Here is a 22,979-nt window from a genome sequence, read left to right on the forward strand (position 1 = left end):
CGGCGCCGGCATCGCGCACTTTGACGTGAATGCAGTCCAGATAGAGGATCGGGTACAGCGCGTCCAGCGGCCGCGCCTGCCAGAGTTTGACCTCATCACTCACCGCGTCGGTAATCGCCGAGATCAGGCTGGGAGAGACCTCGGTGCCGTACATTTCCTGCAAGTGCGCCTGAATTTCTCTGACACTCAAACCGCGAGCGTACAGCGAGATGACTTTGTCATCGAAGCCCGTCCAGCGGGTTTGATGCTTGGCCACCAACTGCGGCTCGAAGGACGCCTGCCGGTCGCGAGGGATGTCGAGCGGCAGTTCGCCGAAGTCGCCCTTCAGGGTTTTACCGCTGTGACCGTTGCGCGCATTGGCGGCGGTGTTGGTGATCGTCGCGCTTTTGTCGTGCCCCAGGTGTTCGGTCATCTCGGCTTCAAGGGCCCGCTCGACCAGCATCTTGGTGAGCTGTTTGAGCAGGCCGTTTTCGCCGATGAGATCTTCGGGCTTTTTGTAATTGGCCAACAGACTGTCGGCCAGTTTAACCAGCTCAGGATCAGGCTTGACTCGTTTGGCTCGCTTGGGTTTTGACTCGGTCATTGGATTTCCTTGGGGTAGGCAGTCTCCTGCCAAATGACCGTTTACACAAAACTAATTACACCCTCGTTTTCCAAAGGCCTCGATACTCCTACCCCGCGCATAACTGCCACCCCAGCCTGTAGGAGGGCTGATGGCAGTTCCTATTTACTGCCTCTGGAACTTGAAAATGAAAAATCTTCACCCCGATCCACCCTACGAAAAACCAATCCCCCACCCCGACAACCGCTTCATGGCCCTCACCGGCAACTGCACCGACATGCCCACGCTGTTCGTCGATACCCACGCACCGCTCGACGTTTTATACGACGCCGCCAGTTATCGAATTCGCGCCGTGACGCAGGTGCTTGAGAATCTGTCGATGCGCGGTTCGATCGAGTGTGAGTCGTTCATTCTTAGTGATTTTGCTTTGTTGTGTGCCATTCCGTTGCGGGATGGGTGTGATGTGCTGGATGTGTTGGGGCGGCGGTTGAGGGCTCGGCCTTCGGACTAAGGGCTGGATGGTTTTTGTGGCGAGGGAGCTTGCTCCCGTTCGGCTGCGTAGCAGTCGCTAAACCAAGCGCTGCGGTGTGCCTGACAAATCTGCGGTGCTGGGATTGGGGCTGCTACGCAGCCCAGCGGGAGCAAGCTCCCTCGCCACGGGGTTTGTGGTTGGCTGGGATGTTTTGGGGCTGCTGCGCAGCCCAACGGGGGCAAGCCCCCTCGCCACAGGGTTTTCGGGTTGGCGTGGGATTGTGTGGCGGCAACTGCCCGCTCGGCTGCGAACCCCTGACGTTCTGCGCCGTACAAGGTAAACTTCCCGGCCTTCGCAGGAGCAATCATGAATTATCGTCACGCCTTCCATGCCGGCAATCACGCCGATGTGTTCAAACACCTGACTTTGACCCGCCTCATCGCCTTGATGTCGCGCAAGGAGCAGCCGTTTGCCTATCTCGACACTCACGCCGGCATTGGTCTGTATGACTTGCAGGGTGATCAGGCGAGCCGTACCGGTGAGTACCTGGAAGGCATTGCGCGGTTGTGGGATCAGCCGGATCTGCCGGCGCTGACCGCCGATTACATGAAGGTGCTGCACGACATGAACCCGGATGGCCAGTTGCGCTATTACCCGGGTTCGCCGGAGCTGGCGCGGCGTCTGACGCGGCCGCAGGATCGGGTGATGCTCAACGAGAAGCACCCGGAGGACGGTGTGTTGCTCAAGGACAATATGGCTGGTGATCGTCGGGTGAAGGTGCATCTGGGCGAAGGCTGGCATGTGCCGCGTGCGATGTTGCCGGTGCAGGAGAAGCGGGCGGTGATGTTGATTGATCCGCCGTTCGAGCAGCTCGATGAGATGCAGCGCTGTGCGGCGTCGCTGAAAGAGGCGATTGGCCGGATGCGCCAAACCGTGGCGGCGATCTGGTACCCGGTGAAGGACCAGCGCATGTTGCGGCGGTTTTATCAGGATTTGGCGGGCTCGGGCGCGCCGAAGTTGTTGCGGGTGGAGTTGTTGGTGCATCCGCTGGATACGCCGAACAGTCTGAACGGGTCGGGGTTGGCGATTGCGAATCCGCCGTGGGGGCTGGAAGAGGAATTGCGTGAGTTGCTGCCGTGGTTGTCCAAGAAGCTTGGGCAGACCCAGGGTGGGTGGCAGATGGATTGGTTGATTGCTGAGAGTTGACCAGTGATCGTTCCCACGCTCCGCGTGGGAATGCAGCCCGGGACGCTCCGAGTCCCTGCCGAAGCGGACGCGGAGCGTCCATTGAGGCATTCCCACGCAGAGCGTGGGAACGATCAGTGCGGGGTTAGATCGGGCAGGTAACGCCTGTACCGCCAATCCCGCAATACCCTTCAGGATTCTTCGCCAGGTACTGCTGGTGATACGCCTCGGCGAAGTAGAACGTCGGCGCTTCGTCGATTTCAGTGGTGATTTCGCCTTTCCCTGCCTTGGTCAATTCAGCCTGGAACACTTTCTCGCTGGCCTTGGCCGCATCGAGCTGAGTCGGGTTGGTCGCGTAGATCACCGAGCGATACTGAGTGCCGATGTCGTTGCCCTGGCGCATGCCTTGCGTCGGGTTATGCAATTCCCAGAACATTTTCAGCAGCTCTTCGTAGCTGACTTTTGCCGGCTCGTAGACCACCAGTACCACTTCGCTGTGGCCGGTCAGGCCGGAGCAGACTTCTTCGTACGTCGGGTTCGGTGTAAAGCCGCCGGCGTAACCCACCGCGGTACTCACCACCCCTTCACGTTGCCAGAACGTGCGTTCCGCGCCCCAGAAACAGCCCAGGCCGAAGATCGCGAAATCCACGTCCATCGCAAACGGGCCCAGCAGCGGGGCGTCGTGGACGAAGTGTTTTTCCGGCACGGTCATTGGGGATTCGCGGCCAGGCAGAGCTTGTTCTTTGGTAGGGAGCACGTTTTTGTTCACCAGGATTTCCGAGCGCAGAACCATGATCAGTCCTCTCAGTCAGGTTGGGATGTAGGATCAGACCGCCAGTTTGCCCAATGCTGCCCGGTTACGCACTACCCCTGTAGGAGTGAGCCTGCTCGCGATAGCGGCGGGACATTTAACATTGATGGCGACAGACACACCGCAATCGCGAGCAGGCTCACTCCTACAGGGGATCGCGGTGTTATGTCAGACGAGCGGGCCGCGTGGGTAGCGTTTGAGCTTTTCGATCAGCTCGGCGCCCGGGATCGGTCGGTCGAACAGGTAGCCCTGGCCGACATCACAGCGGTGACGACGAAGGAAGGCCAGTTGCTCGGCGGTCTCGATGCCTTCAGCCACGACCTTGAGTTTCAGGTTGTGGGCCATGGCGATCACCGCGGAGGTGATTTCCATGTCGTCCTGGTTGTCCGGGATCTCGTGGATGAAGCTTCGATCGATCTTGATGATGTCGATCGGGAATTTTTTCAGGTAACTGAGCGACGAGTAACCGGTGCCGAAGTCATCCATGGCCAGGGTCAGGCCCAGGCGCTTGAGCTGATCGAGCTGCAAGTGGGTGTCTTCGGTGGCTTCCAGCAGCAGGCCTTCGGTCAGCTCAAGCTCCAGCAGGTTCGCCGGCAGCGCTTCTTCCTTGAGGATGTTGGCGATGGACGCTACCAGGTCCGGGTCCGAGAACTGCTTGGGCGACAAGTTGATCGCCACCTGGAGATTGCCCAGGCCAGCGGCGGTCAGGTCTTTGCTCATGCGGCAGGCCTGGCGGGCGATCCATTTGCCGATCGGGATGATCAACCCGGTTTCTTCGGCGACGCTGATGAACTGGTCCGGACGGATCATGCCTTTTTCCGGATGGTTCCAGCGCAGCAGCGCTTCCATGCCCAGCAGGCGACCGCTGCGCAGGCACAGTTTGGGCTGATAGAACACGTCCAGCTCGTTCTGGGTCAGGGCCCGGCGCAGGTTGTTCTCGACGAACAGTTTGTAGCTGGCCTCGGCATTTAGCGCTTCGGTAAACACCTGAACCTGATGTTTGCCGTTGGCCTTGGCCTTGTGCAGCGCCAGGCCGGCGTTGCGCATCAGGGTCTGTGGGTCGCGACCGTGCAGCGGTGCGCAGGCCAGGCCCACGGAGCCGGTGACGCTGATCAACTGGTTATCGACGAACATCGGCTTGTCGAGGGTCGCCAGCAACTGGTTGGCGACTTGCTGACCCATCGCGAGGTCGGTGTTGTCCAGCAGCACGGCGAATTCGTTACTGGCGAAACGCGCCAGGCTGCCGCTCGGGCTCAAGCTGTTACGCAGACGGCGGGCCAGACTGATCAGCAGTTTGTCGCCGGTCTGGTGGCCGAGGCTGTCGTTGATGCGCTTGAAGTTGTCGATGTCCACCAGCAGCAGGCTGATCGGCGTGTCGCTGTCTCGGGCGAAGCGTTCGTCGAGGTTACGGATGAACGCCGGGCGGTTGCCGAGGTTGGTCAGGTTGTCGGTGTAGGCCAGGCGCTCGATGCGCTGCTGGGCAAGTTTGGTCTGGGTGATGTCTTCGTAGATGCCGATGTAATGCGTCAGCTCACGGTTGTCGCCATACACCTTGGAAATCGACAACTGGCCCCAGTAGGGTTCGAGGTTTTTACGGCGGCTCTTGAACTCGCCCTGCCAGCTGTTGCTCTTGGCCAGCGCCGAGGGCGCGTCGAACAGCAGCTCGCTGAGGTTTTCCAGCGCCGGCAGTTCCGACAGCCGCTGGCCGTGGACTTCTTCGGTGCTGTATTGGGTGATCGCCGTGAAGCTCGGGTTGACGTATTCCACCACGCCATCGCAGTTGACCAGCAAAAAGGCGTTGGCACTTTGCTCGACCGCACGCTGGAACAAGTGCAAGGCGCTGGTGGCGGTGCGGCGATTGTGGTTGTTGATGACTTGGGCGAACTGGTCGGCCAACTCGCCGGCAAAGGCGATTTCGTCCGACTGCCAGGCGCGGGTTGCGCCGGTCTGTTCCAGGCAGAGGACGCCGACCACCTGGCCGTCGATGCGGATACTGGCGTCGAGCATCGCGTTCACATCGCGCGGGCGCAGGCTCTCGGCCATTTCCCGGGTGCGCGGGTCGCGCATCGCGTTGTGGGCGTCGATGGCGCGGCTGCAGTGCAAGGCGTCGAGGTAATCCGGGAAGCCGCTGACGTCGATCGGATCCGGCAGTAGGTATTCCCGGGAGGCGCGGTGATAGGCCGAAATCGGCACCAGCATCGAATTTTCGAGGTTCCACAGGCTGGCGCAGTCGATTTCGTAGATATCGCAGGCGCTGCGGGTGATCAGTTCAGCGGCTTCTTGCAGGGAATTGTTGGTGCTGTAGCGCTGGCGGGTCAGCAGCAGGATCAAATCTTGCTGGGCCCGTACTCGGTCCAGATGCTGCAGTTGTTCCAGCTGGGCGCGCTGGTTGAGTTCCAGGGCAATTTGCAGGCGCGAGTTCTGGGTTTCCAGGTCCAGCGACGGCAGCAGCGGTTCACCCTCGAACAAACCGTCCACGACCATCAGGTAGCCGCGCAGCAGGTGTCGATTGTGTTGGCGGTAGGCTTCGCCCAATTCGAGCAGGCTCAGGGAGCCTTTGGCGGTGTGCAGGTTGTAGCGGATCAGGTAATGCGGGCTGTCGCTGAGTTGCTGCTGAATCGCGTCGTGCAGTTGATAGCGCGCTTCGGGCTCCATCAGGCTGGCGTAAGGTGAATCGATCAGGGCACAAAGTTCCACGGCCGGCAGACCAAACTGTCGTTCGCAATTGGGATCGAGAAACAGGAGCGCCCAGCTAGCTTCATTCAGCCGTTCGAAACGCAGCATGCCGAGCCGCGAGGGCACAGGCAATTGCGTCACTACCTCGGCCACCATACGGCTGGCGGCATCGGGTTGGCTTTTCATTGAGGGAAACTCGCTTCGAATGTGCTGATCGCGCCGGGCTCTCGCCCTCTTTACTGTTGCCTTCGGCAAGGTTGCATCATTGCGACACTGACTGACAAGAGACATGAAGGCCAAGTGCTATAAGAATATGTCGGCAGGGGCGAAGATTTCTCCAGCAAGGGCCGAAAACTAATGCATTTGGCCTTCATCGCCTTAGCGCAACGGGATGTTGATCGATTGCAAAGGCTTGCCGTCCCGGTCGTGGTAATTGACCTGAATCTGCTCCCGATCAACCACCAGATGGGCGAAGTTGTCTTCGCTGACCACCTTGCTGGTCAATTCATGCCGGTAATCTCCCGCTGCGGTTAGCGCCAGTGCCTGATCGAGAATGAAGGTGGACGCGGAGGCGTACGGCAGCAGCTTGCTGTTGCACAGGGGTGACGACACGATAGTGTGCACTTCGAAGTCCGTATCCTCGCTGTGGGTCAGGCGACTGGTCATGGAACCGTGGACATCGCCGGAAACGAAGACGACATTCTTGATGCGATGCGTACGAATCGTCTCCAACAACCGTAGGCGTTGTTCTGGAAAGGCTTTCCAGGCGTCATCCCCGTTGAGTTTGCGGTCGGGGTAGAACATCACGCTGGTGACCACGAACTTGACCCGGGCCGGGCTGTGGATCAGCCATTTACACAGCGCCTGTTCCTGCTCATCGTCGAGGATGCGTCGATCATCGGCCGACAAGTTACGGCGGGTGCGGCTGTCGGTGATAAACCATTCAATATCGCCTTCGGCGAACTGATACCAATACTGTTCCAGCTGTCGGCTTACTTGACCGTTGGCCAATAAATGATGCGCCGGGCTGTGGCTGGCCTGGTATATCTCATAGGCTGTCATCGCGTTCTTATATAAATAAGCATCGTCCTTGCTCTCGTTGGCTGGCCAGTTATCTTCTATTTCATGATCGTCGAGGATCATGTAAGTCGACTGGTTGGCCATTAACCTGGCGATGTTCGGTTGGGAAAAAGCCGCGCGGTACTTAATGAGTATTTCCTTGTATTCCCGGTCAGGCGCAATAACGTTCAGGTCGTCCACATAAATTTGATCGCCCGTCATCAGCATCGCGCTGATGCGCGGTTCGGCGTGCTGCGCAAGATCGATGATCGACGCAAAAATCCGGTCACCGGCCTTTGGTGCGATGGCCACACCTGCAGTAAGGCGCAGGTAGCGGCATGAGCCAACGATATACGCCCGCGGCGTGTTGGCTTTGCCGGACTGGGTGCGAAAGCGATAAACCTCCCGTGGCCATTGCAGCGGCAGCTCCTGAACGGTCTCCACGGTATGCACCGGACTCATGGGGCTGAACCATCCGGCCTGGTATTCGTACTCAGTGTCGATGGCGAGGTCGTTGAGTGCAATCACATCGGCCATGTCGCGCAAGAAGGACAATTTGGCAAATACGCCATTGGACCAACGCTCTTCTCCATAACGCCGGTAGCGAATACCGGCAAAGGCCAATGAGTTGTCTTGAAGTTCGCCGCGCAGAAAAATGCGCACGTGGTTAGTTGTAGTGTGGCCAATAATAGGGCCGACAGTCGGTTTGAACATGTTCGAATCCATTCGAAATAACGCTAACTAAGCAAAAGAGGTTCGCAGTCTTCATAAGAAAATGCTGTCGAACTAAGCCTAGTTATTGAGCAGCAAAAAATATCGAGCGGAAGTGGACTTGAGTTGTGGGCGATGTAAGCCACGGCTGTAGGAAGATGCTTTATTCAAGGCAAAAAAAGCCCCGCCAAATTGGCGGGGTTGAGGTACGAGCGTGGCGCTCGGAAAACGTGGAGCGCGACAGGCCCTCCGGAGAAGGAGGGCCGGTCGGTGTTACAGCAAGATGGTGCGGATGTCTGCCAGCAGGTCGCTCAGACGCTTGGTGAAGCGTGCAGCAGCGGCGCCGTTGATCACACGGTGATCGTAGGACAGCGACAGGGGCAGCATCAGTTTCGGCTGGAAGGCTTTGCCGTCCCAGACTGGCTGGATGGTTGCCTTGGAAACACCGAGGATCGCCACTTCCGGCGCGTTGACGATCGGCGTGAAGCCGGTGCCGCCAATGTGGCCGAGGCTGGAAATGGTGAAGCAGGCGCCTTGCATGTCGTCAGCGGTGAGCTTTTTGTCGCGAGCTTTGGCGGCCAGTACGGCGGCTTCGGCTGCCAGTTGCAACAGGCTCTTCTGGTCGACGTTCTTGATGACCGGTACCAGCAGGCCTTCAGGGGTGTCGACCGCGAAGCCGATGTTCACGTACTTCTTGCGGATGATCGCTTTGCCGCTCGGTGCCAGCGAACTGTTGAAGTCCGGCAGTTCCTTGAGCAGGTGCGCGCACGACTTGAGCAACAGCGGCAGGATGGTCAGCTTGACGCCAGCCTTCTCTGCAACGGCTTTCTGAGCGATACGGAACGCTTCCAGGTCGGTGATATCAGCCGAATCGAACTGAGTCACGTGCGGAATGTTCAGCCAGCTGCGATGCAGGCTCGACGCGCCGATTTGCATCAGGCGGGTCATCGGCACTTCTTCGGTTTCACCGAAGCGGCTGAAGTCCACGACCGGAATCGGCGGGATGCCCGCGCCGCCGGTTGCGCCAGCAGCAGCGGCCGGTGCTTCCTTGGCCTTCTGCATCATGGCTTTGACGTAAACCTGCACGTCTTCTTTCAGCACACGACCGTGCGGGCCGCTTGCGCCGACCGCGCTCAGCTCGACGCCGAATTCACGGGCCAGTTGGCGTACAGCCGGGCCGGCGTGAACCTTCGCGCCCGGCTTGGCCGGAGCCGCCGCCGATGCGGCAGGCGCAGCGGCAGCTGGAGCAGCTTCAGCCTTGGCCGCCGCGGGTGCAGCAGCAGGAGCGGCGGCCGGAGCCGGTGCCGCAGCAGGCGCAGCACCTTTGACTTTCAGCTTCAGGATCAGGTCGCCAGTACCGACTTCGTCATCCAGCTTGACGGAAACGCTTTCCACCACGCCAGCGGCAGGCGATGGAATTTCCATGCTCGCCTTGTCGGATTCCAGGGTAATCAGCGACTGATCGGCGGTGACGGTGTCGCCAGCCTTGACCAGCACTTCGATGATCTTGGCCTTGCCCGACGAACCGATGTCCGGGACATGAATGTCCTGAACGCTGTCCGCAACCGGTGCAGCCGCCGGGGCCGCAGCGGCTGGCGCCGGAGCAGCGGCAGCAGGCGCAGCGGCCTGAGCTGGCGCGGCAGCAGCAGGGGCCGCAGCCCCCGCCACTTTCAGGACCAGAATCAGGTCGCCGGTGCCGACTTCGTCGTTGAGCTTGACGCTGATGCTTTCGACCACGCCAGCGGCGGGCGAAGGGATTTCCATGCTGGCCTTGTCGGATTCCAGAGTGATCAGCGACTGATCAGCCTCGACCGTGTCGCCGACCTTGACCTGGATCTCGATGATCTGAGCCTTGCCCGCCGAACCGATGTCCGGCACGTTCACTTGCTGGGAAGCGGCAGCAGCAGGTGCGGCAGCAGGCGCTGGAGCGGCGGCAGGAGCAGCAGCCGGTTTGGCTTCAGCTTTTGCAGCCGGCGCAGCGGCAGCCGCAGGGGCCGCAGTAGCGGCACCTTCGACTTCCAGCTCCAGCAGTTCGTCGCCTTCTTTCAGGCGATCGCCCAGCTTCACTTTCAGACTCTTGATGGTGCCGGCCTTCGGCGCAGGCACTTCCATGCTCGCCTTGTCCGACTCAAGCGTCAGGATGCTCTGGTCGGCTTCGATACGGTCGCCGACCTTCACAAACAGTTCAATTACTTCACCTTCACCGCTGCCGATGTCAGGTACGCGAATGAGTTCGCTCACAGAGTGTCTCCTCAGCAGTCCAGTGGGTTGCGTTTTTCCGGGTTGATCCCGAACTTGGCGATGGCTTCAGACACCACTTTAGGTTCGATATCACCACGGTCAGCCAGTGCTTCCAGGGCTGCCAACACCACGAATTGACGATCGACTTCGAAGAAGTGACGCAGCTTCTTGCGGCTGTCACTGCGGCCGAAACCGTCGGTGCCCAGGACTTTGAATTCCTTGGACGGGACCCACTGACGAATTTGCTCAGCGAACAGCTTCATGTAGTCGGTAGAGGCGATGACCGGACCTTTACGGCCATTCAGGCACTCTTCGACATAGCTCAGTTTAGGCTTCTGGCCCGGGTGCAGACGGTTGGTGCGCTCGACGGCCAGGCCATCGCGACGCAGTTCGTTGAAGCTGGTAACGCTCCAGACGTCGGCGGCAACGTTGAACTCTTCACGCAGGATCTTCGCCGCTTCACGGACTTCGCGCAGGATGGTGCCGGAGCCCATCAGCTGAACGTGGTGCGCCGCTTCGCGGGTGTCTTCTTCGAGCAGGTACATGCCCTTGATGATGCCTTCCTCGACACCGGCCGGCATGGCTGGCTGCTGGTAGGACTCGTTCATCACGGTGATGTAGTAGAAAACGTCCTGCTGCTCTTCGGTCATCTTCTTCATGCCGTCCTGGATGATCACCGCCAGCTCGTAGCCGTAGGTTGGATCAAAGGTGCGGCAGTTCGGGATGGTGCCAGCCAGGATGTGGCTGTGACCGTCTTCGTGTTGCAGGCCTTCGCCGTTCAGTGTGGTTCTGCCGGCGGTGCCGCCTATCAGGAAGCCACGGGTGCGGCTGTCGCCAGCGGCCCAGGCGAGGTCGCCGATACGCTGGAAGCCGAACATCGAGTAGAAGATGTAGAACGGCAGCATTGGCTGGTTGTGGCTGGAGTACGACGTACCGGCAGCGATGAAGGAGCTCATGGCGCCCGCTTCGTTGATGCCTTCTTCGAGGATCTGGCCCTTCTTGTCTTCCTTGTAGAACATCACCTGGTCTTTATCGACTGGCTCGTAGAGCTGGCCGACGGACGAGTAGATGCCCAACTGACGGAACATGCCTTCCATACCGAAGGTACGGGCTTCGTCCGGGATGATCGGGACGATGCGCGAGCCGATTTCCTTGTCCTTGACCAGCTGCGCCAGGATCCGCACGAAGGCCATGGTGGTGGAGATTTCACGGTCGCCCGAACCATCCAGGATTGCCTTGAGGGTATCCAGTGGCGGGGTCGGAATGTCGAAGCTTTTGGCACGACGCTGTGGCACGAAACCGCCCAGTGCAGTGCGACGCTCGCTCAGATAGCGGGCTTCGGCGCTGCCTTCTTCGGGTTTGAAGAACGGCAGGTTTTCCAGCTCGGAGTCTTTAACCGGAATGTCGAAACGATCGCGGAACAACTTCAGGCTTTCAACATCAACCTTCTTGGTGTTGTGCGCGGTGTTTTTCGCTTCGCCGGCACCAGTGCCATAACCTTTGATGGTCTTGGCCAGGATGACGGTCGGTTGTTCTTTGTGGTTGACCGCTTCGTGGTACGCCGCGTAGACCTTGTACGGGTCGTGGCCGCCACGGTTGAGCTTCCAGATCTCGTCGTCGGACAAGTCTGCAACCATCGCCTTGAGTTCTGGCGAGTTGAAGAAGTGTTCACGCACGAACGCGCCGTCTTTGGCTTTGTAGTTCTGGTACTCGCCGTCGATGACTTCGTCCATGCGACGTTGCAGGATGCCGTCGACGTCTTTGGCCAGCAGTGGGTCCCAGAAACGGCCCCAGATGACTTTGGTCACGTTCCACTGAGCACCGCGGAACACGCCTTCGAGTTCCTGAATGATCTTGCCGTTGCCGCGAACCGGGCCGTCGAGGCGCTGCAGGTTGCAGTTAATGACGAAGATCAGGTTGTCGAGCTTCTCGCGGCCAGCCAGCGAGATCGCGCCCAGGGATTCCGGCTCGTCGCACTCGCCGTCGCCCAGGAAGCACCAGACTTTTTGCTTACCTTCAGGGATGAAGCCACGGGCTTCCAGGTACTTCATGAAGCGTGCCTGGTAGATCGCCTGGATCGGGCCCAGACCCATGGATACGGTCGGGAACTGCCAGAAATCGGGCATCAGCCACGGGTGCGGATAGGACGACAAGCCCTGGCCGTCGACTTCCTGGCGGAAGTTGTTCATCTGGTCTTCGGTGATGCGGCCTTCCATGAACGCACGGGCGTAAACGCCTGGCGAGGTGTGACCCTGGAAGTAGATCAGGTCGCCGCCGTGTTCGTCGGTCGGGGCCTGGAAGAAATAGTTGAAGCCAATGTCATAGAGGGTGGCGCTGGAGGCGAAGCTGGAGATGTGACCGCCCAGGTCCGAATCTTTCAGGTTCGTACGCATCACCATGGCCATCGCGTTCCAGCGTACCAACGAGCGAATGCGGCGTTCCATGAACAGGTCGCCAGGCATGCGTGCTTCGTGGGTAACGGGGATGGTGTTGCGGTATGGCGTGGTGATGGCGTAAGGCAACTGCGAACCGCTGCGGGTTGCGAGTTCACCCATACGGGTCATCAGATAGTGAGCGCGGTCTTCGCCTTCTTTGTCGAGAACCGATTCCAGGGCGTCCAGCCATTCCTGGGTTTCGACGGGATCGAGGTCTTGCATGGCTTGCTCCAGGGCGGAAAGGCTTCCAGAATCGGTTGCCTGAGTTTGCGACTGGCCTTGTGGGCAGACGATATAAATTCTTGGATTGCCGAGAGGTTGTTCCGGCGGCGTGTAGTTTTACTACAAATCATCGGGCATTTCAGCCTTTCGAATGTATATACGAGTAGTAAAACTACAGATGAGCGGCTTGTGGCCTCCGGCTGCGTTGTGAGAATAATCGTTAAGGTTGGTCTTTTGCCAACCGAAAAAGGTGAAAGCTTGATGCTGTCTGCCAAAAAGAAACAGATTTCAGCTATTTCTAACCTTTGTTCGACAGTCGATCACGTAGTGCGATTTGAGAATTCACTACATGCCGCCCTCTACACGCCGATCAAGGATAGACCATGAGCCTTCCTCCGCTTGCCGAACTGCCCGGCATTCTCCTGCCGTTTGTCACCCGCGCCGAGCAGTCATTCCGCACCGCCGTTGGCGAGTTGGAAGACGACCATGGCCTGTCTGCCTGGACGCCTGAACGCTGGGCGCGCTTTGCCCGCGTCACCGCCGCCAGCGACTTCGTGACTGAACAGAGTGTGCGTGACCCTTTGATGTTGCTGGCACTGGTGCAGTCCGGCGAACTGGATCGCAGCTTTGCCCCCGGTGAGTTGTGCGGGCAGATCGCGGCGGCAGTGAATGCGGCCGAAACCGAAGACGAGCTCGGTCGTGCCTTGCGCCGTCAGCGAACCCGCCAACAAGTGCGCATCATCTGGCGCGACCTGACCCGCCAGGCTGATCTGGTTCAGACATGTCGCGACCTCTCGGACATGGCCGATGCCAGTATCGATCAGGCCTATCAGTGGTTGTACGCGCGTCATTGCCAGCAGTTCGGTGTGCCGACCAGCCGGCGCAGCGGCGAGCCGCAACAGATGGTCATCCTGGGCATGGGCAAGCTCGGCGCAGTGGAACTCAATCTGTCGTCGGACATCGACCTGATCTTTGCCTACCCCGAAGGCGGGGAGACCGTCGGCATGAAGCGCTCGCTGGATAACCAGGAATTTTTCATCCGGCTCGGCCAGCGCCTGATCAAGGCGCTGGACCCGATGACCGTCGACGGTTTTGTGTTTCGCGTCGACATGCGCCTGCGACCTTACGGCTCGGCCGGTGCCTTGGTGCTGAGCTTCAACGCGCTGGAGCAGTATTACCAGGATCAGGGCCGCGACTGGGAACGCTACGCGATGATCAAGTCGCGGGTGGTGGCTGGCGATCAAGTGGCCGGCGCGCAACTGCAAGAGATGCTGCGCCCGTTCGTTTACCGGCGTTACCTCGACTTCTCGGCGATCGAGGCGCTGCGCACCATGAAGCAGCTGATCCAGCAGGAAGTGCGGCGCAAAGGCATGGCCGACAACATCAAGCTTGGATCGGGTGGCATCCGCGAAGTGGAGTTTATCGCCCAGGCGTTTCAGCTGATCCACGGCGGCCGCGACCTGAGCCTGCAGCAACGCCCTCTATTAAAAGTACTGAACACCCTGGAAGGTCAGGGCTACCTGCCGCCGGCGGTGGTCAGCGAGTTGCGCGAAGGCTACGAATTCCTGCGTTACACCGAGCATGCGATCCAGGCGATTGCTGATCGTCAGACCCAAATGCTGCCAGACGGCGCGCAGGATCAGGCGCGCATTGCCTTTATGTTGGGCTTCGCTGACTGGGAGGCTTTCCATGAGCAGCTGATGTATTGGCGTGGTCGCGTGGCCTGGCACTTCGGTCAGGTGATTGCCGATCCCGATGAAGAGGAAGGCACTGAAAGCGAAGTGGTGGTCGGCGGTGAATGGCTGCCGCTTTGGGAAGAGGCCCAGGATGAAGAGGCCGCTTGCCGCCAGTTGGAAGAGGGCGGTTTTGCCGATGCCACCAAGGCCTTGAAGGCGTTGGCCGGTTTGCGCAGCAGCCCGCAGTTGCGCGCGATGCAACGCTTGGGGCGCGAACGCCTCGATGCGTTTATTCCGCGGTTGCTGGCTCAGGCTGTCGAGCATGCCAATCCGGATCTGGTGCTGGAACGTGTGCTGCCGCTGGTTGAAGCGGTGGCCCGTCGCTCCGCGTATCTGGTGTTGCTGACCGAGAACCCCGGCGCGCTGCGACGCTTGCTGACCTTGTGCGCCGCGAGCCCGTGGATCGCTGAGCAGATCACTCGCTTCCCGCTGCTGCTCGACGAATTGCTCAACGAAGGCCGGCTTTTCAAGCCGCCCCTGGCGCCGGAACTGGCCGCCGAATTGCGCGAGCGTCTGACGCGGATTCCCGAAGACGACCTCGAGCAACAAATGGAAGCCCTGCGCCATTTCAAACTGGCGCACCGCTTGCGGGTCGCCGCTTCGGAAATCGCCGGCAGCCTGCCGTTGATGAAAGTCAGCGATTACCTGACCTGGCTCGCCGAAGCGATTCTCGAACAAGTGCTGGCCCTGGCCTGGCGCCAGACCGTGGCCAAATACGGCGCGCCGCTGCGTACCGACGGCACTTTGTGCAATCCCGGCTTCATCATTGTCGGTTACGGGAAAGTCGGCGGGCTGGAACTGGGGCATGGTTCGGACCTGGACCTGGTGTTCATCCACGATGGCGATCCGCAGGCGGAAACCGACGGGCCGAAGCCTATCGACGGTGCGCAATTCTTCACCCGGCTGGGGCAACGGATCATTCATTTGATTACGACCCAGACCAACTCCGGCCAATTGTATGAAGTCGATATGCGCCTGCGACCTTCCGGTGCCTCGGGGTTGCTGGTGAGTTCGGTGGGGGCGTTTGCCCGGTATCAGGAAAACGAAGCCTGGACCTGGGAACACCAGGCGCTGGTACGGGCGCGGGTGCTGGTCGGCAGTCAGGATGTCGGCCTGGCGTTCGAGAAGGTCCGCGCGGCGATATTGGGCAAGTCGCGCGACCTCGCGACCTTGCGCCAGGAGGTGAGCGAGATGCGCGCCAAGATGCGCGATAACCTCGGTAGCAAGAGCACCGCGGCCGGCACCGCGGCAAACGCCTTCGAGGCCTCGGCGCCGTTCGATCTCAAGCAGGACGCCGGAGGTATCGTCGATATTGAATTTATGGTGCAATACGCGGCCCTGGCGTGGTCCGAAACACACCCGCCATTGCTGCGCTGGACGGACAACATCCGCATTCTGGAAGAGCTGGAGAACGAAGGGCTGATGCCTGCCGAAGACGCCAGCTTGCTGCGCGAGGCCTATAAAGCCTACCGCTCCGCCGCGCACCGGCAGGCCTTGCAGAAGGACGCGGGGGTGATACCGGGCGACCAGTTCGCGGACGAACGGCGGCAGGTATTACGGATCTGGCGCGAGCTGGGGCTAAGCTGAAACCGGACAGTGGCAGCACCGAATACCCCTGTAGGAGTGAGCCTGCTCGCGATAGCAGAGTGTCAGTCACCCTCGATGCTGGAGTGATGGCCTTATCGCGAGCAGGCTCGCTCCTACAGGTGATCTGCGTTGTTTTGTAGATTTTGGCAGCTAAGCTGCACCGCACTGGATGTGCACCAATACCCAATGTGGGAGCAAGCTTGCTCCCACAGTAGATCTGCAGTGTTTTGTAGAATTCTCGAGGCGGGGAGGCGTATGCCTCCCCGGTTCGTTTTTGGAAACCACATGAAAATTCTGATCGTTGGGCCCAGTTGGGTCGGTGACATGGTGATGGCGCAGACACTGTTTCAGTGTCTCAAGCAACGCCACCCGCAATGCGAAATCGACGTCCTGGCCCCCGAGTGGAGCCGGCCGATCCTGGAGCGCATGCCCGAAGTCCGTCAGGCCTTGAGCTTTCCGCTCGGCCACGGTGCCTTGGAGCTGGCGACGCGTCGGCGTATCGGCAAATCCCTGGCCGGCCAGTACGACCAGGCGATCCTGCTGCCTAACTCCTTGAAATCGGCGCTGGTGCCGTTCTTCGCCGGCATCCCGAAACGCACCGGCTGGCGTGGCGAGTTCCGCTACGGCCTGCTCAATGACGTGCGCACCCTGGATAAAGAACGTTATCCGCTGATGATCGAGCGCTTCATGGCGCTGGCTTATGAGCGCGGTACAGAGCTGCCGACACCGTATCCACGGCCGAGCCTGCAGATCGACCCGGTCACCCGCGAGGCGGCGCTGGCCAAGTTCGGTCTGGCCCTCGACCGCCCTGTGTTGGTCCTGTGCCCCGGCGCCGAGTTCGGCGAATCCAAACGCTGGCCGTCCGAGCACTACGCCAAGGTCGCCGAAGCGAAGATCCGCGAAGGCTGGCAAGTCTGGTTGTTCGGTTCGAAAAACGATCACGCGGTCGGCGAAGACATCCGCGCGCGGCTGATTCCCGGCCTGCGTGAAGAGTCGGTGAACCTCAGCGGCGGCACCTCTCTGGCCGAAGCCATCGACCTGATGTCCTGCGCCGATGCGGTGGTGTCCAACGACTCCGGCCTGATGCACGTCGCCGCCGCGCTCAACCGCCCGCTGGTGGCGGTTTACGGCTCGACGTCGCCGGGCTTCACGCCACCCTTGGCCGAGCACGTCGAGATCGTGCGCCTGGGCCTCGAATGCAGCCCTTGCTTCGATCGCACCTGCCGCTTCGGACATTACAACTGCCTGCGCCAGCTCATGCCGCAAGCGGTGAACGAAGCCTTGCAGCGGTTGCAGGGCACTGTGGTCGAGGTCAAATAGTTTGCGCGTTCTGTTGATCAAGACTTCTTCGCTGGGTGACGTGATTCACGCATTGCCAGCGTTGACCGACGCGGCGCGGGCGATTCCCGGCATCACGTTCGACTGGGTGGTGGAAGAAGGCTTCGCCGAAATCCCGACCTGGCACCCGGCCGTGGGCAAGGTGATTCCGGTGGCGATCCGTCGCTGGCGCAAAAACCTCTGGCAAACCATTAAAAGTGGCGAGTGGAAGCGCTTCAAGCAAAGCGTTCGCGCCACTCAATATGATCTGGTGATTGATGCCCAGGGCCTACTGAAAAGCGCCTGGTTGACGCGCTATGTCAAAGCGCCGGTCGCCGGACTCGACAAGGACTCGGCGCGCGAGCCAATCGCCTCGCGCTTTTATTCCCGTCGTCTGGCGGTGGGCCGTGGGCAACACGCGGTAGAGCGGGTCCGCCAATTGTTCGCCCTGGCGTTGGGCTACGACCTGCCCAAAGGCTTGGGCGATTACGGCCTGAACGTCGAACGCCTGGTGGAATTGCCGCGCAAGAATCCGTACGTGCTGTTCCTGCACGGCACCACGTGGGACACCAAACACTGGCCGGAAGCCTACTGGCGCGAACTGGCCGAGCGCGTGGGCTATCTCGGCGTCGCCGTGAAGCTACCGTGGGGCAATCCAGTCGAAAAAGCCCGGGCCGAGCGCATTGCCGCCGGGTTCAGGCATGTCGAAGTGCTGCCCAAACTGAACCTGGCCGGTGTCGGCAAAGTGCTGGCCGGCGCTCAAGCCTGCGTGGCAGTCGACACGGGACTCGGTCATCTGGCCGCCGCGCTCGACGTGCCGACCCTGTCGCTGTTCGGCCCGACCAACCCGGGCCTGACCGGCGCCTACGGCAAGGCACAGATTCACATCGCCAGCGACTTCCCCTGCGCGCCGTGCCTGCAAAAGAAATGCACCTATCAACCGACGGCCGAAGATGCCCGTCAGTTCGACCTGAAACGCGAGTGGCCCCTGTGCTTCACGCGTCTGAATCCCGAGCGTGTCGCGACCCGACTGAGCACGTTGTTACTGGCTGAGGAGCTGCGCTGATGCAATTGGCATTCGTCTTGTACAAGTACTTTCCGTTCGGGGGCTTGCAGCGCGACTTCATGCGCATCGCCCTGGAATGTCAGCAGCGCGGTCATCAGATTCGCGTCTACACGCTGATCTGGGAAGGCGATGTCCCGCCGGGTTTCGAAGTGCTGGTGGCGCCTGTCAAAGCGTTCTTCAATCATCGGCGTAACGAGAAGCTCAGCGAGTGGATGGAAGCGGACCTGGCCAAGCGTCCCGTGGACCGTCTGATCGGTTTCAACAAGATGCCGGGCCTGGACGTTTACTACGCCGCCGACGGCTGTTTCGAAGACAAGGCACAGAACCTGCGCAATTCGCTGTACCGCCGCTGGGGCCGCTACCGGCACTTCGCCGAGTACGAGCGCGCGGTGTTCGCCAAGGATGCAAAGACCGAAGTGCTGATGATTTCCGAGGTCCAGCAGCCGCTGTTCATCAAGCATTACGACACGCCGCTGGAACGCTTCCATTTGCTGCCGCCGGGTATCTCACAGGATCGTCGCGCGCCGCCAAATGCCGCCGAGATTCGGGCCGATTTCCGTCGCGAGTTCAACCTCAAGGACGATGATCTGCTGCTGGTGCAGATCGGCTCCGGGTTCAAGACCAAGGGCGTGGATCGCAGCCTCAAGGCGCTGGCCGCATTGCCCGCTGATCTGAAGAAACGCACCCGGCTGTTTGTAATTGGCCAGGATGACCCCAAATTATTCCAGATGCAGAGCGCCACCTCGGGGCTCGGCGACAACGTGACGTTTCTCAAGGGGCGCAGCGATATCCCGCGTTTCCTGCTGGGTGCCGACCTGTTGATCCACCCGGCGTATAACGAAAACACCGGGACCGTGCTGCTCGAAGCATTGGTCGCCGGGTTGCCGGTATTGGTGAGCGCGGTCTGTGGTTACGCCCATTACATCGCCGAGGCCGACGCTGGCCTGGTGTTGGACGAACCGTTCGATCAGGCTCAACTGACTCAGTACCTGACCGGCATGTTGAACGACGCTCAAGCACGGGCGGCCTGGAGCCGCAACGGTCTGGCCTTCGCTGAGACGGCCGACCTCTACAGCATGCCGCAACACGCGGCCGATGTGATTCTGGCGGAGCACGCTTAATGAAGTTGATGCTGGCTGAACCGTTCAAGAGCCTTTGGGCCGGGCGCGATGCGTTCACCGAAGTCGAAGGCTTGCAGGGCGAGGTTTACCGTGAACTGGAAGCGCGCCGGACGTTGCGCACTGAAGTGAACGGCAATGGTTTTTTCGTGAAGATCCACCGTGGCATCGGCTGGGGCGAGATCTTCAAGAACCTGCTGACGGCCAAGCTGCCGGTACTCGGCGCGGGCCAGGAGTGGAAGGCCATTCAGCGCCTGAAAGAAGTCGGCGTGCCGACCATGACGGCGGTTGCCTACGGCGAGAAGGGCAGCAACCCGGCGGATCAGCATTCGTTCATCGTCACCGAAGAACTGGCGCCCACCGTCAGCCTCGAAGACTTCAGCATCGACTGGATCAAGAACCCGCCCGAGCCCAAACTCAAGCGCGCACTGATCGCCGAAGTCGCACGCATGACCGGCATGATGCACCGCGCCGGAGTCAACCATCGTGACTGCTACATCTGCCACTTCCTGCTGCACACCGATAAACCGGTGACTGCCGACGACTTCAAACTCTCGGTGATCGACCTGCACCGCGCCCAGACCCGTCCGACGATCACTCAACGCTGGCGCAACAAGGATCTGGCGGCGCTGTACTTTTCGGCACTGGACATCGGCCTGACCAAACGCGACAAACTGCGATTCCTCAAAGGCTACTTCCAGCGGCCCTTGCGTCAGATTCTGGGCGAGGAAGCCGGATTGCTTGCCTGGCTCGAAGGCAAGGCCAACAAACTCTACGACCGTAAACAGCGATACGGGGATGCGCTCTGATGCCGGGTTGGAAACTGGAACCTGCTTACAGCGATCTGGCGGAAGATTTTGGCTGCCTGGAAGCGGTGTTCGCACTTCAGGGCGAGCGCCTGACCCGCGACCCGTTGTCCGAGGTCATCCGCGTCAATCGCAACGGCGTCAATTACTACGTCAAGCGCTACAGCGGCGCCGGCAAAGGCCTGCGCCGTTATCTGGGCAAGCCTCGGGTCAAGGCCGAATGGCAGAACCTCAAGCGCTTCGCCAAGTGGGGTATTCCCACCGCTGAAGTGGTTGCCTGGGGCCTGGAGCGGCGCGGCGCCGCGTATGCCCGTGGCGCGATGATTACCCGCGAACTGCCGAACACAGAAGACTTGTCGGCCCTCGCGGACCGGCACGATCCGAAGCTGGCGGACCGCGCCTGGGTCGATACCGTCAGTCGTCAATTGGCCGGTTACACCCGGACCATGCACGACCACCGTTTCACCCATAACGATTTGAAGTGGCGCAACCTGCTGGTCGACGATGAGGCCAAGCTGTTCCTGATCGATTGCCCCAATGGCGATTTCTGGCGCGGCTTCTGGCTCAAGTACCGGATCACCAAGGACCTGGCGTGTCTCGACAAGGTGGCCAAATATCACCTGTCGGCCACCCAGCGCCTGCGCTTTTACCTGCAATACCGCCAGCGTGACCGGCTGAATGCCGACGACAAAAAACGGATCCGGCACGTGGTGAGATTTTTCGAGGGACGCGAATGACTGATTTTCTGGCCGCTGAAGACCGTGCGCTGCTTGAGCGTCATGGCCTCGGCACGTTCGACGCACTCTGGGCCAAGCAGCTCGACGCGGTGGATGAACCCAACACCGTCGGTGGCGGCTGGAGCAGCGTGTTTCGGCTGGATCTGGAAGGTCATGGCTACTACCTCAAGCGCCAGAGCAACTACCTGACGCGCACCTTCCATGCGCCGTTTGGGGAGCCGAGTTTTGCCCGCGAGTTTCGCAACATCAGTCGTTATCAGAAGCTGGGCATTCCGGCGCTGCAGGCGGCGTTTTTCGGTGAGCGCAAAGTAGACGGGGAAGTGCGGGCGGTTCTGCTGACGCGTGCGCTGGATGGTTGGGATGACCTGGATTCGCTGTTGCAGCGCTGGTCGGACCTCAGCGAAGCGCAACATTCGGCCGTCATGAAAGCCTGTGGTGAACTGGCGCGGCGCCTGCACGGCGTACACCAGCTTCACGGTTGTTTTTACCCTAAACACATTTTTCTGCAGGCCACGGGCGACGGTTATCAGGCGCAGTTGATCGACCTGGAAAAGACCCGGCCGTTGCTGTTCGGTCAGCGTGACCGGATCAAGGACCTGGAGCCGTTGCTGCGTCGCGCGCCGGAGTGGACTGAAGCGCAGTTGCGCGAGTTGCTGGCGGTGTACGTGGATCAGCCGCAGGACAGTTCGCTGGTGGACAGTTGGGTTTCGCGCCTGACCGCGCGGCGCAGTCACAAGGAGACGCGCTGATGCGGTTGTCCGAACTGAAAAACGCCGGCCGCAGCCCGAGCCTGCCGATGAGCATTTCCCTGGCCGATGCCGCGGGTCCCGCCGAGTTGCAGCTGCTGAGTCTGCTGCGGGTTTTGCCGGGACAGCGTTACGTGGGTGCCGGCGTGTGGCGCGGCCGGCCGGTGCTGGCCAAGTTGTTGGTCGGCAGCAAGGCGGCGCGGCATTTCCAGCGTGAACTGGACGGCGTGCGTTTGCTCGCCGATCAGGGGCTGACCACGCCGCAGCTGCTGGTGGACGGCCTGAAAGAGGGCGAGGGTGGCTGGCTGTTGTTCGACTTCCTCGAAAGCGCCGAAAGCCTGGGGGATACCTGGAAAAAAGTCGAACACTTGCCGGTGTTGGCGGATATGCAAGGGGCCGTGCTGGCCGAGGCGTTGGGCGCCATTGGCCAAATGCATCGCAAGGGGCTCTGGCAGGAAGACCTGCATCTGGACAACCTGTTGCGTCAGCGAGGCCGGTTGTACCTGATCGATGGCGGCGGCGTCTGTGCTGAAACGCCGGGCCAGCCGCTGTCACGGCAGAAGGTCCTGGAAAACCTCGGCGTATTTTTTGCCCAGTTGCCCAAGTCGCTGGAACCGTTCACCGAAGAATTGCTGGTGTATTACCTGTTGAGCAACGGCGAGCACGCATTGCCGATGGAAGCGTTGCAGAAGCAGATCGACAAGGTTCGCAGCTGGCGCTTGAAGGATTACCTGATCAAGGTCGGCCGCGAGTGTTCGTTGTTCAGCGTTCAGCGCGGGGCGTTCGGTTTGCGTGCGATTCGCCGTGAAGAAGAAGCGGCGATGGTGCCGGTGCTGGAACAGGCCGATGCCTTGCTCGACCAGGGCCATCTGTACAAGACCGGCGGTGCGGCGAGCGTAGGAAAAGTCGAGGTTAATGGTCGGACGCTGGTAATCAAACGCTACAACATCAAAGGCTTTGCACACTGGCTCAAACGCTTCTGGCGCCCGAGCCGTGCCTGGCACTCGTGGCGCGAAGGCAATCGCCTCGCCTTCCTCGGCATCGCCACGCCCAAACCGTTGGCGTTGCTGGAGAAGCGTTTTCTGTGGCTGCGCAGTCGGGCGTATCTGGTGACCGAGTTTCTGCCGGGGCCGGACATCATCGAGCGCTTTGCGCCATACGTTGAACGGGGTGATGCGCCCGAGGCTGAACTGGTGGCGCTGGATCATTTGTTTGCCGAGCTGATTCGTGAGCGGATCAGTCATGGGGATTTCAAAGGCCACAACCTGTTCTGGCAGCAGGATCGCTGGGCGCTGATCGATCTGGATTCAATGTGTCAGCATGGCTCGACGAGCAGCTTTGCCCCGGCGTATGCGCGGGACCGGGCGCGATTCATGCGTAACTGGCCCGAAGAAAGCGCGCTCTACCAAGTCATCGATCAGCGTCTTCCCCGCAAGATTGATAGCGCCTCCTGAATCGGGTCTTCGACCCTATCGTCGGAACGCCGCCCGGA

The 22,979-nt window shown here is 60.5% G+C and carries 17 protein-coding genes; 11 read left to right on the forward strand and 6 right to left on the reverse strand.

The annotated features are described in order from the left end of the window. Nucleotides 1–583, reverse strand: a 583-nt coding sequence (locus tag EYC95_RS01285) for a transposase (RefSeq protein ID WP_178083810.1), incomplete at its 3' end; no start/stop codon positions are given. 166 nt (nucleotides 584–749) lie between these two features. Between EYC95_RS01285 and EYC95_RS01290 the strand changes: the two genes are divergently transcribed. Beyond that, the gene (locus EYC95_RS01290; RefSeq protein ID WP_131058744.1) at nucleotides 750–1,073 is read left to right on the forward strand and encodes a hypothetical protein; all 324 of its coding nucleotides are present in this window, start codon (nucleotides 750–752) and stop codon (nucleotides 1,071–1,073) included. A 327-nt stretch (nucleotides 1,074–1,400) separates the two neighbouring features. Further along, on the forward strand, nucleotides 1,401–2,240 hold the full coding sequence (locus EYC95_RS01300; RefSeq protein WP_131058746.1) for a 23S rRNA (adenine(2030)-N(6))-methyltransferase RlmJ: 840 nt from the start codon (nucleotides 1,401–1,403) through the stop codon (nucleotides 2,238–2,240). A 124-nt stretch (nucleotides 2,241–2,364) separates the two neighbouring features. On the opposite strand, the gene msrA is transcribed toward EYC95_RS01300, so the two are convergent. From msrA to aceE, 5 genes are all read right to left on the reverse strand, one after another. After that, nucleotides 2,365–3,012: a peptide-methionine (S)-S-oxide reductase MsrA gene (gene msrA, locus EYC95_RS01305; protein WP_131058747.1), complete on the reverse strand. Its 648-nt coding sequence runs from the start codon at nucleotides 3,010–3,012 to the stop codon at nucleotides 2,365–2,367. Nucleotides 3,013–3,198: 186 nt separating this feature from the next. Next, complete coding sequence (locus EYC95_RS01310; RefSeq protein WP_131058748.1) at nucleotides 3,199–5,892, reverse strand: EAL domain-containing protein; 2,694 nt, start codon at nucleotides 5,890–5,892, stop codon at nucleotides 3,199–3,201. A 192-nt stretch (nucleotides 5,893–6,084) separates the two neighbouring features. After that, nucleotides 6,085–7,479, reverse strand: a complete 1,395-nt coding sequence (locus EYC95_RS01315; protein ID WP_131058749.1) for an alkaline phosphatase D family protein — start codon at nucleotides 7,477–7,479, stop codon at nucleotides 6,085–6,087. A gap of 270 nt (nucleotides 7,480–7,749) precedes the next feature. Continuing rightward, complete coding sequence (gene aceF / locus EYC95_RS01320; protein ID WP_131058750.1) at nucleotides 7,750–9,717, reverse strand: dihydrolipoyllysine-residue acetyltransferase; 1,968 nt, start codon at nucleotides 9,715–9,717, stop codon at nucleotides 7,750–7,752. 11 nt (nucleotides 9,718–9,728) lie between these two features. Then, a complete protein-coding gene (aceE, locus tag EYC95_RS01325) occupies nucleotides 9,729–12,374 on the reverse strand; it encodes a pyruvate dehydrogenase (acetyl-transferring), homodimeric type (RefSeq protein ID WP_131058751.1) in 2,646 nt (881 codons plus the stop codon). Here aceE and EYC95_RS01330 point away from each other — a divergent pair. The 9 genes from EYC95_RS01330 (at nucleotide 12,369) to EYC95_RS01370 (ending at nucleotide 22,941) form a co-directional block, all read left to right on the forward strand. Beyond that, nucleotides 12,369–12,761, forward strand: a complete 393-nt coding sequence (locus EYC95_RS01330) for a hypothetical protein (protein WP_131058752.1) — start codon at nucleotides 12,369–12,371, stop codon at nucleotides 12,759–12,761. The two genes, aceE and EYC95_RS01330, sit on opposite strands and share 6 nt — an antisense overlap. After that, nucleotides 12,758–15,697 (forward strand): bifunctional [glutamate--ammonia ligase]-adenylyl-L-tyrosine phosphorylase/[glutamate--ammonia-ligase] adenylyltransferase, encoded by a 2,940-nt coding sequence (gene glnE, locus EYC95_RS01335; protein ID WP_131058753.1) that lies wholly within the window; start codon nucleotides 12,758–12,760, stop codon nucleotides 15,695–15,697. The genes EYC95_RS01330 and glnE overlap by 4 nt, the downstream gene beginning before the upstream one ends. A 285-nt stretch (nucleotides 15,698–15,982) precedes the next feature. Then, nucleotides 15,983–17,017: a lipopolysaccharide heptosyltransferase II gene (gene waaF / locus EYC95_RS01340; protein WP_131058754.1), complete on the forward strand. Its 1,035-nt coding sequence runs from the start codon at nucleotides 15,983–15,985 to the stop codon at nucleotides 17,015–17,017. Nucleotide 17,018: 1 nt separating this feature from the next. Then, nucleotides 17,019–18,080: a lipopolysaccharide heptosyltransferase I gene (gene waaC / locus EYC95_RS01345; RefSeq protein WP_131058755.1), complete on the forward strand. Its 1,062-nt coding sequence runs from the start codon at nucleotides 17,019–17,021 to the stop codon at nucleotides 18,078–18,080. Next, entirely contained in the window at nucleotides 18,080–19,201 is a 1,122-nt protein-coding gene (locus EYC95_RS01350) for a glycosyltransferase family 4 protein (protein ID WP_131058756.1), read from the forward strand. Before waaC ends, EYC95_RS01350 begins: the two co-directional genes overlap by 1 nt. Continuing rightward, entirely contained in the window at nucleotides 19,201–20,007 is an 807-nt protein-coding gene (gene rfaP, locus EYC95_RS01355) for a lipopolysaccharide core heptose(I) kinase RfaP (RefSeq protein ID WP_131058757.1), read from the forward strand. Before EYC95_RS01350 ends, rfaP begins: the two co-directional genes overlap by 1 nt. Further along, nucleotides 20,007–20,741 carry a lipopolysaccharide kinase InaA family protein gene (locus EYC95_RS01360; protein ID WP_131058758.1) on the forward strand — a complete coding sequence of 245 codons (735 nt, stop codon included), beginning with the start codon at nucleotides 20,007–20,009 and terminating at the stop codon, nucleotides 20,739–20,741. The genes rfaP and EYC95_RS01360 overlap by 1 nt, the downstream gene beginning before the upstream one ends. After that, nucleotides 20,738–21,490: a lipopolysaccharide kinase InaA family protein gene (locus tag EYC95_RS01365; protein WP_131058759.1), complete on the forward strand. Its 753-nt coding sequence runs from the start codon at nucleotides 20,738–20,740 to the stop codon at nucleotides 21,488–21,490. Before EYC95_RS01360 ends, EYC95_RS01365 begins: the two co-directional genes overlap by 4 nt. Beyond that, nucleotides 21,490–22,941, forward strand: coding sequence for a lipopolysaccharide kinase InaA family protein (locus EYC95_RS01370; RefSeq protein ID WP_131058760.1), 1,452 nt, complete (start codon nucleotides 21,490–21,492; stop codon nucleotides 22,939–22,941). The genes EYC95_RS01365 and EYC95_RS01370 overlap by 1 nt, the downstream gene beginning before the upstream one ends. Nucleotides 22,942–22,979 lie beyond the last annotated feature (38 nt).

Origin of the sequence: Pseudomonas sp. BGI-2 (genome assembly GCF_004310295.1) — a bacterium.
Taxonomy (GTDB): Bacteria; Pseudomonadota; Gammaproteobacteria; order Pseudomonadales; family Pseudomonadaceae; genus Aquipseudomonas.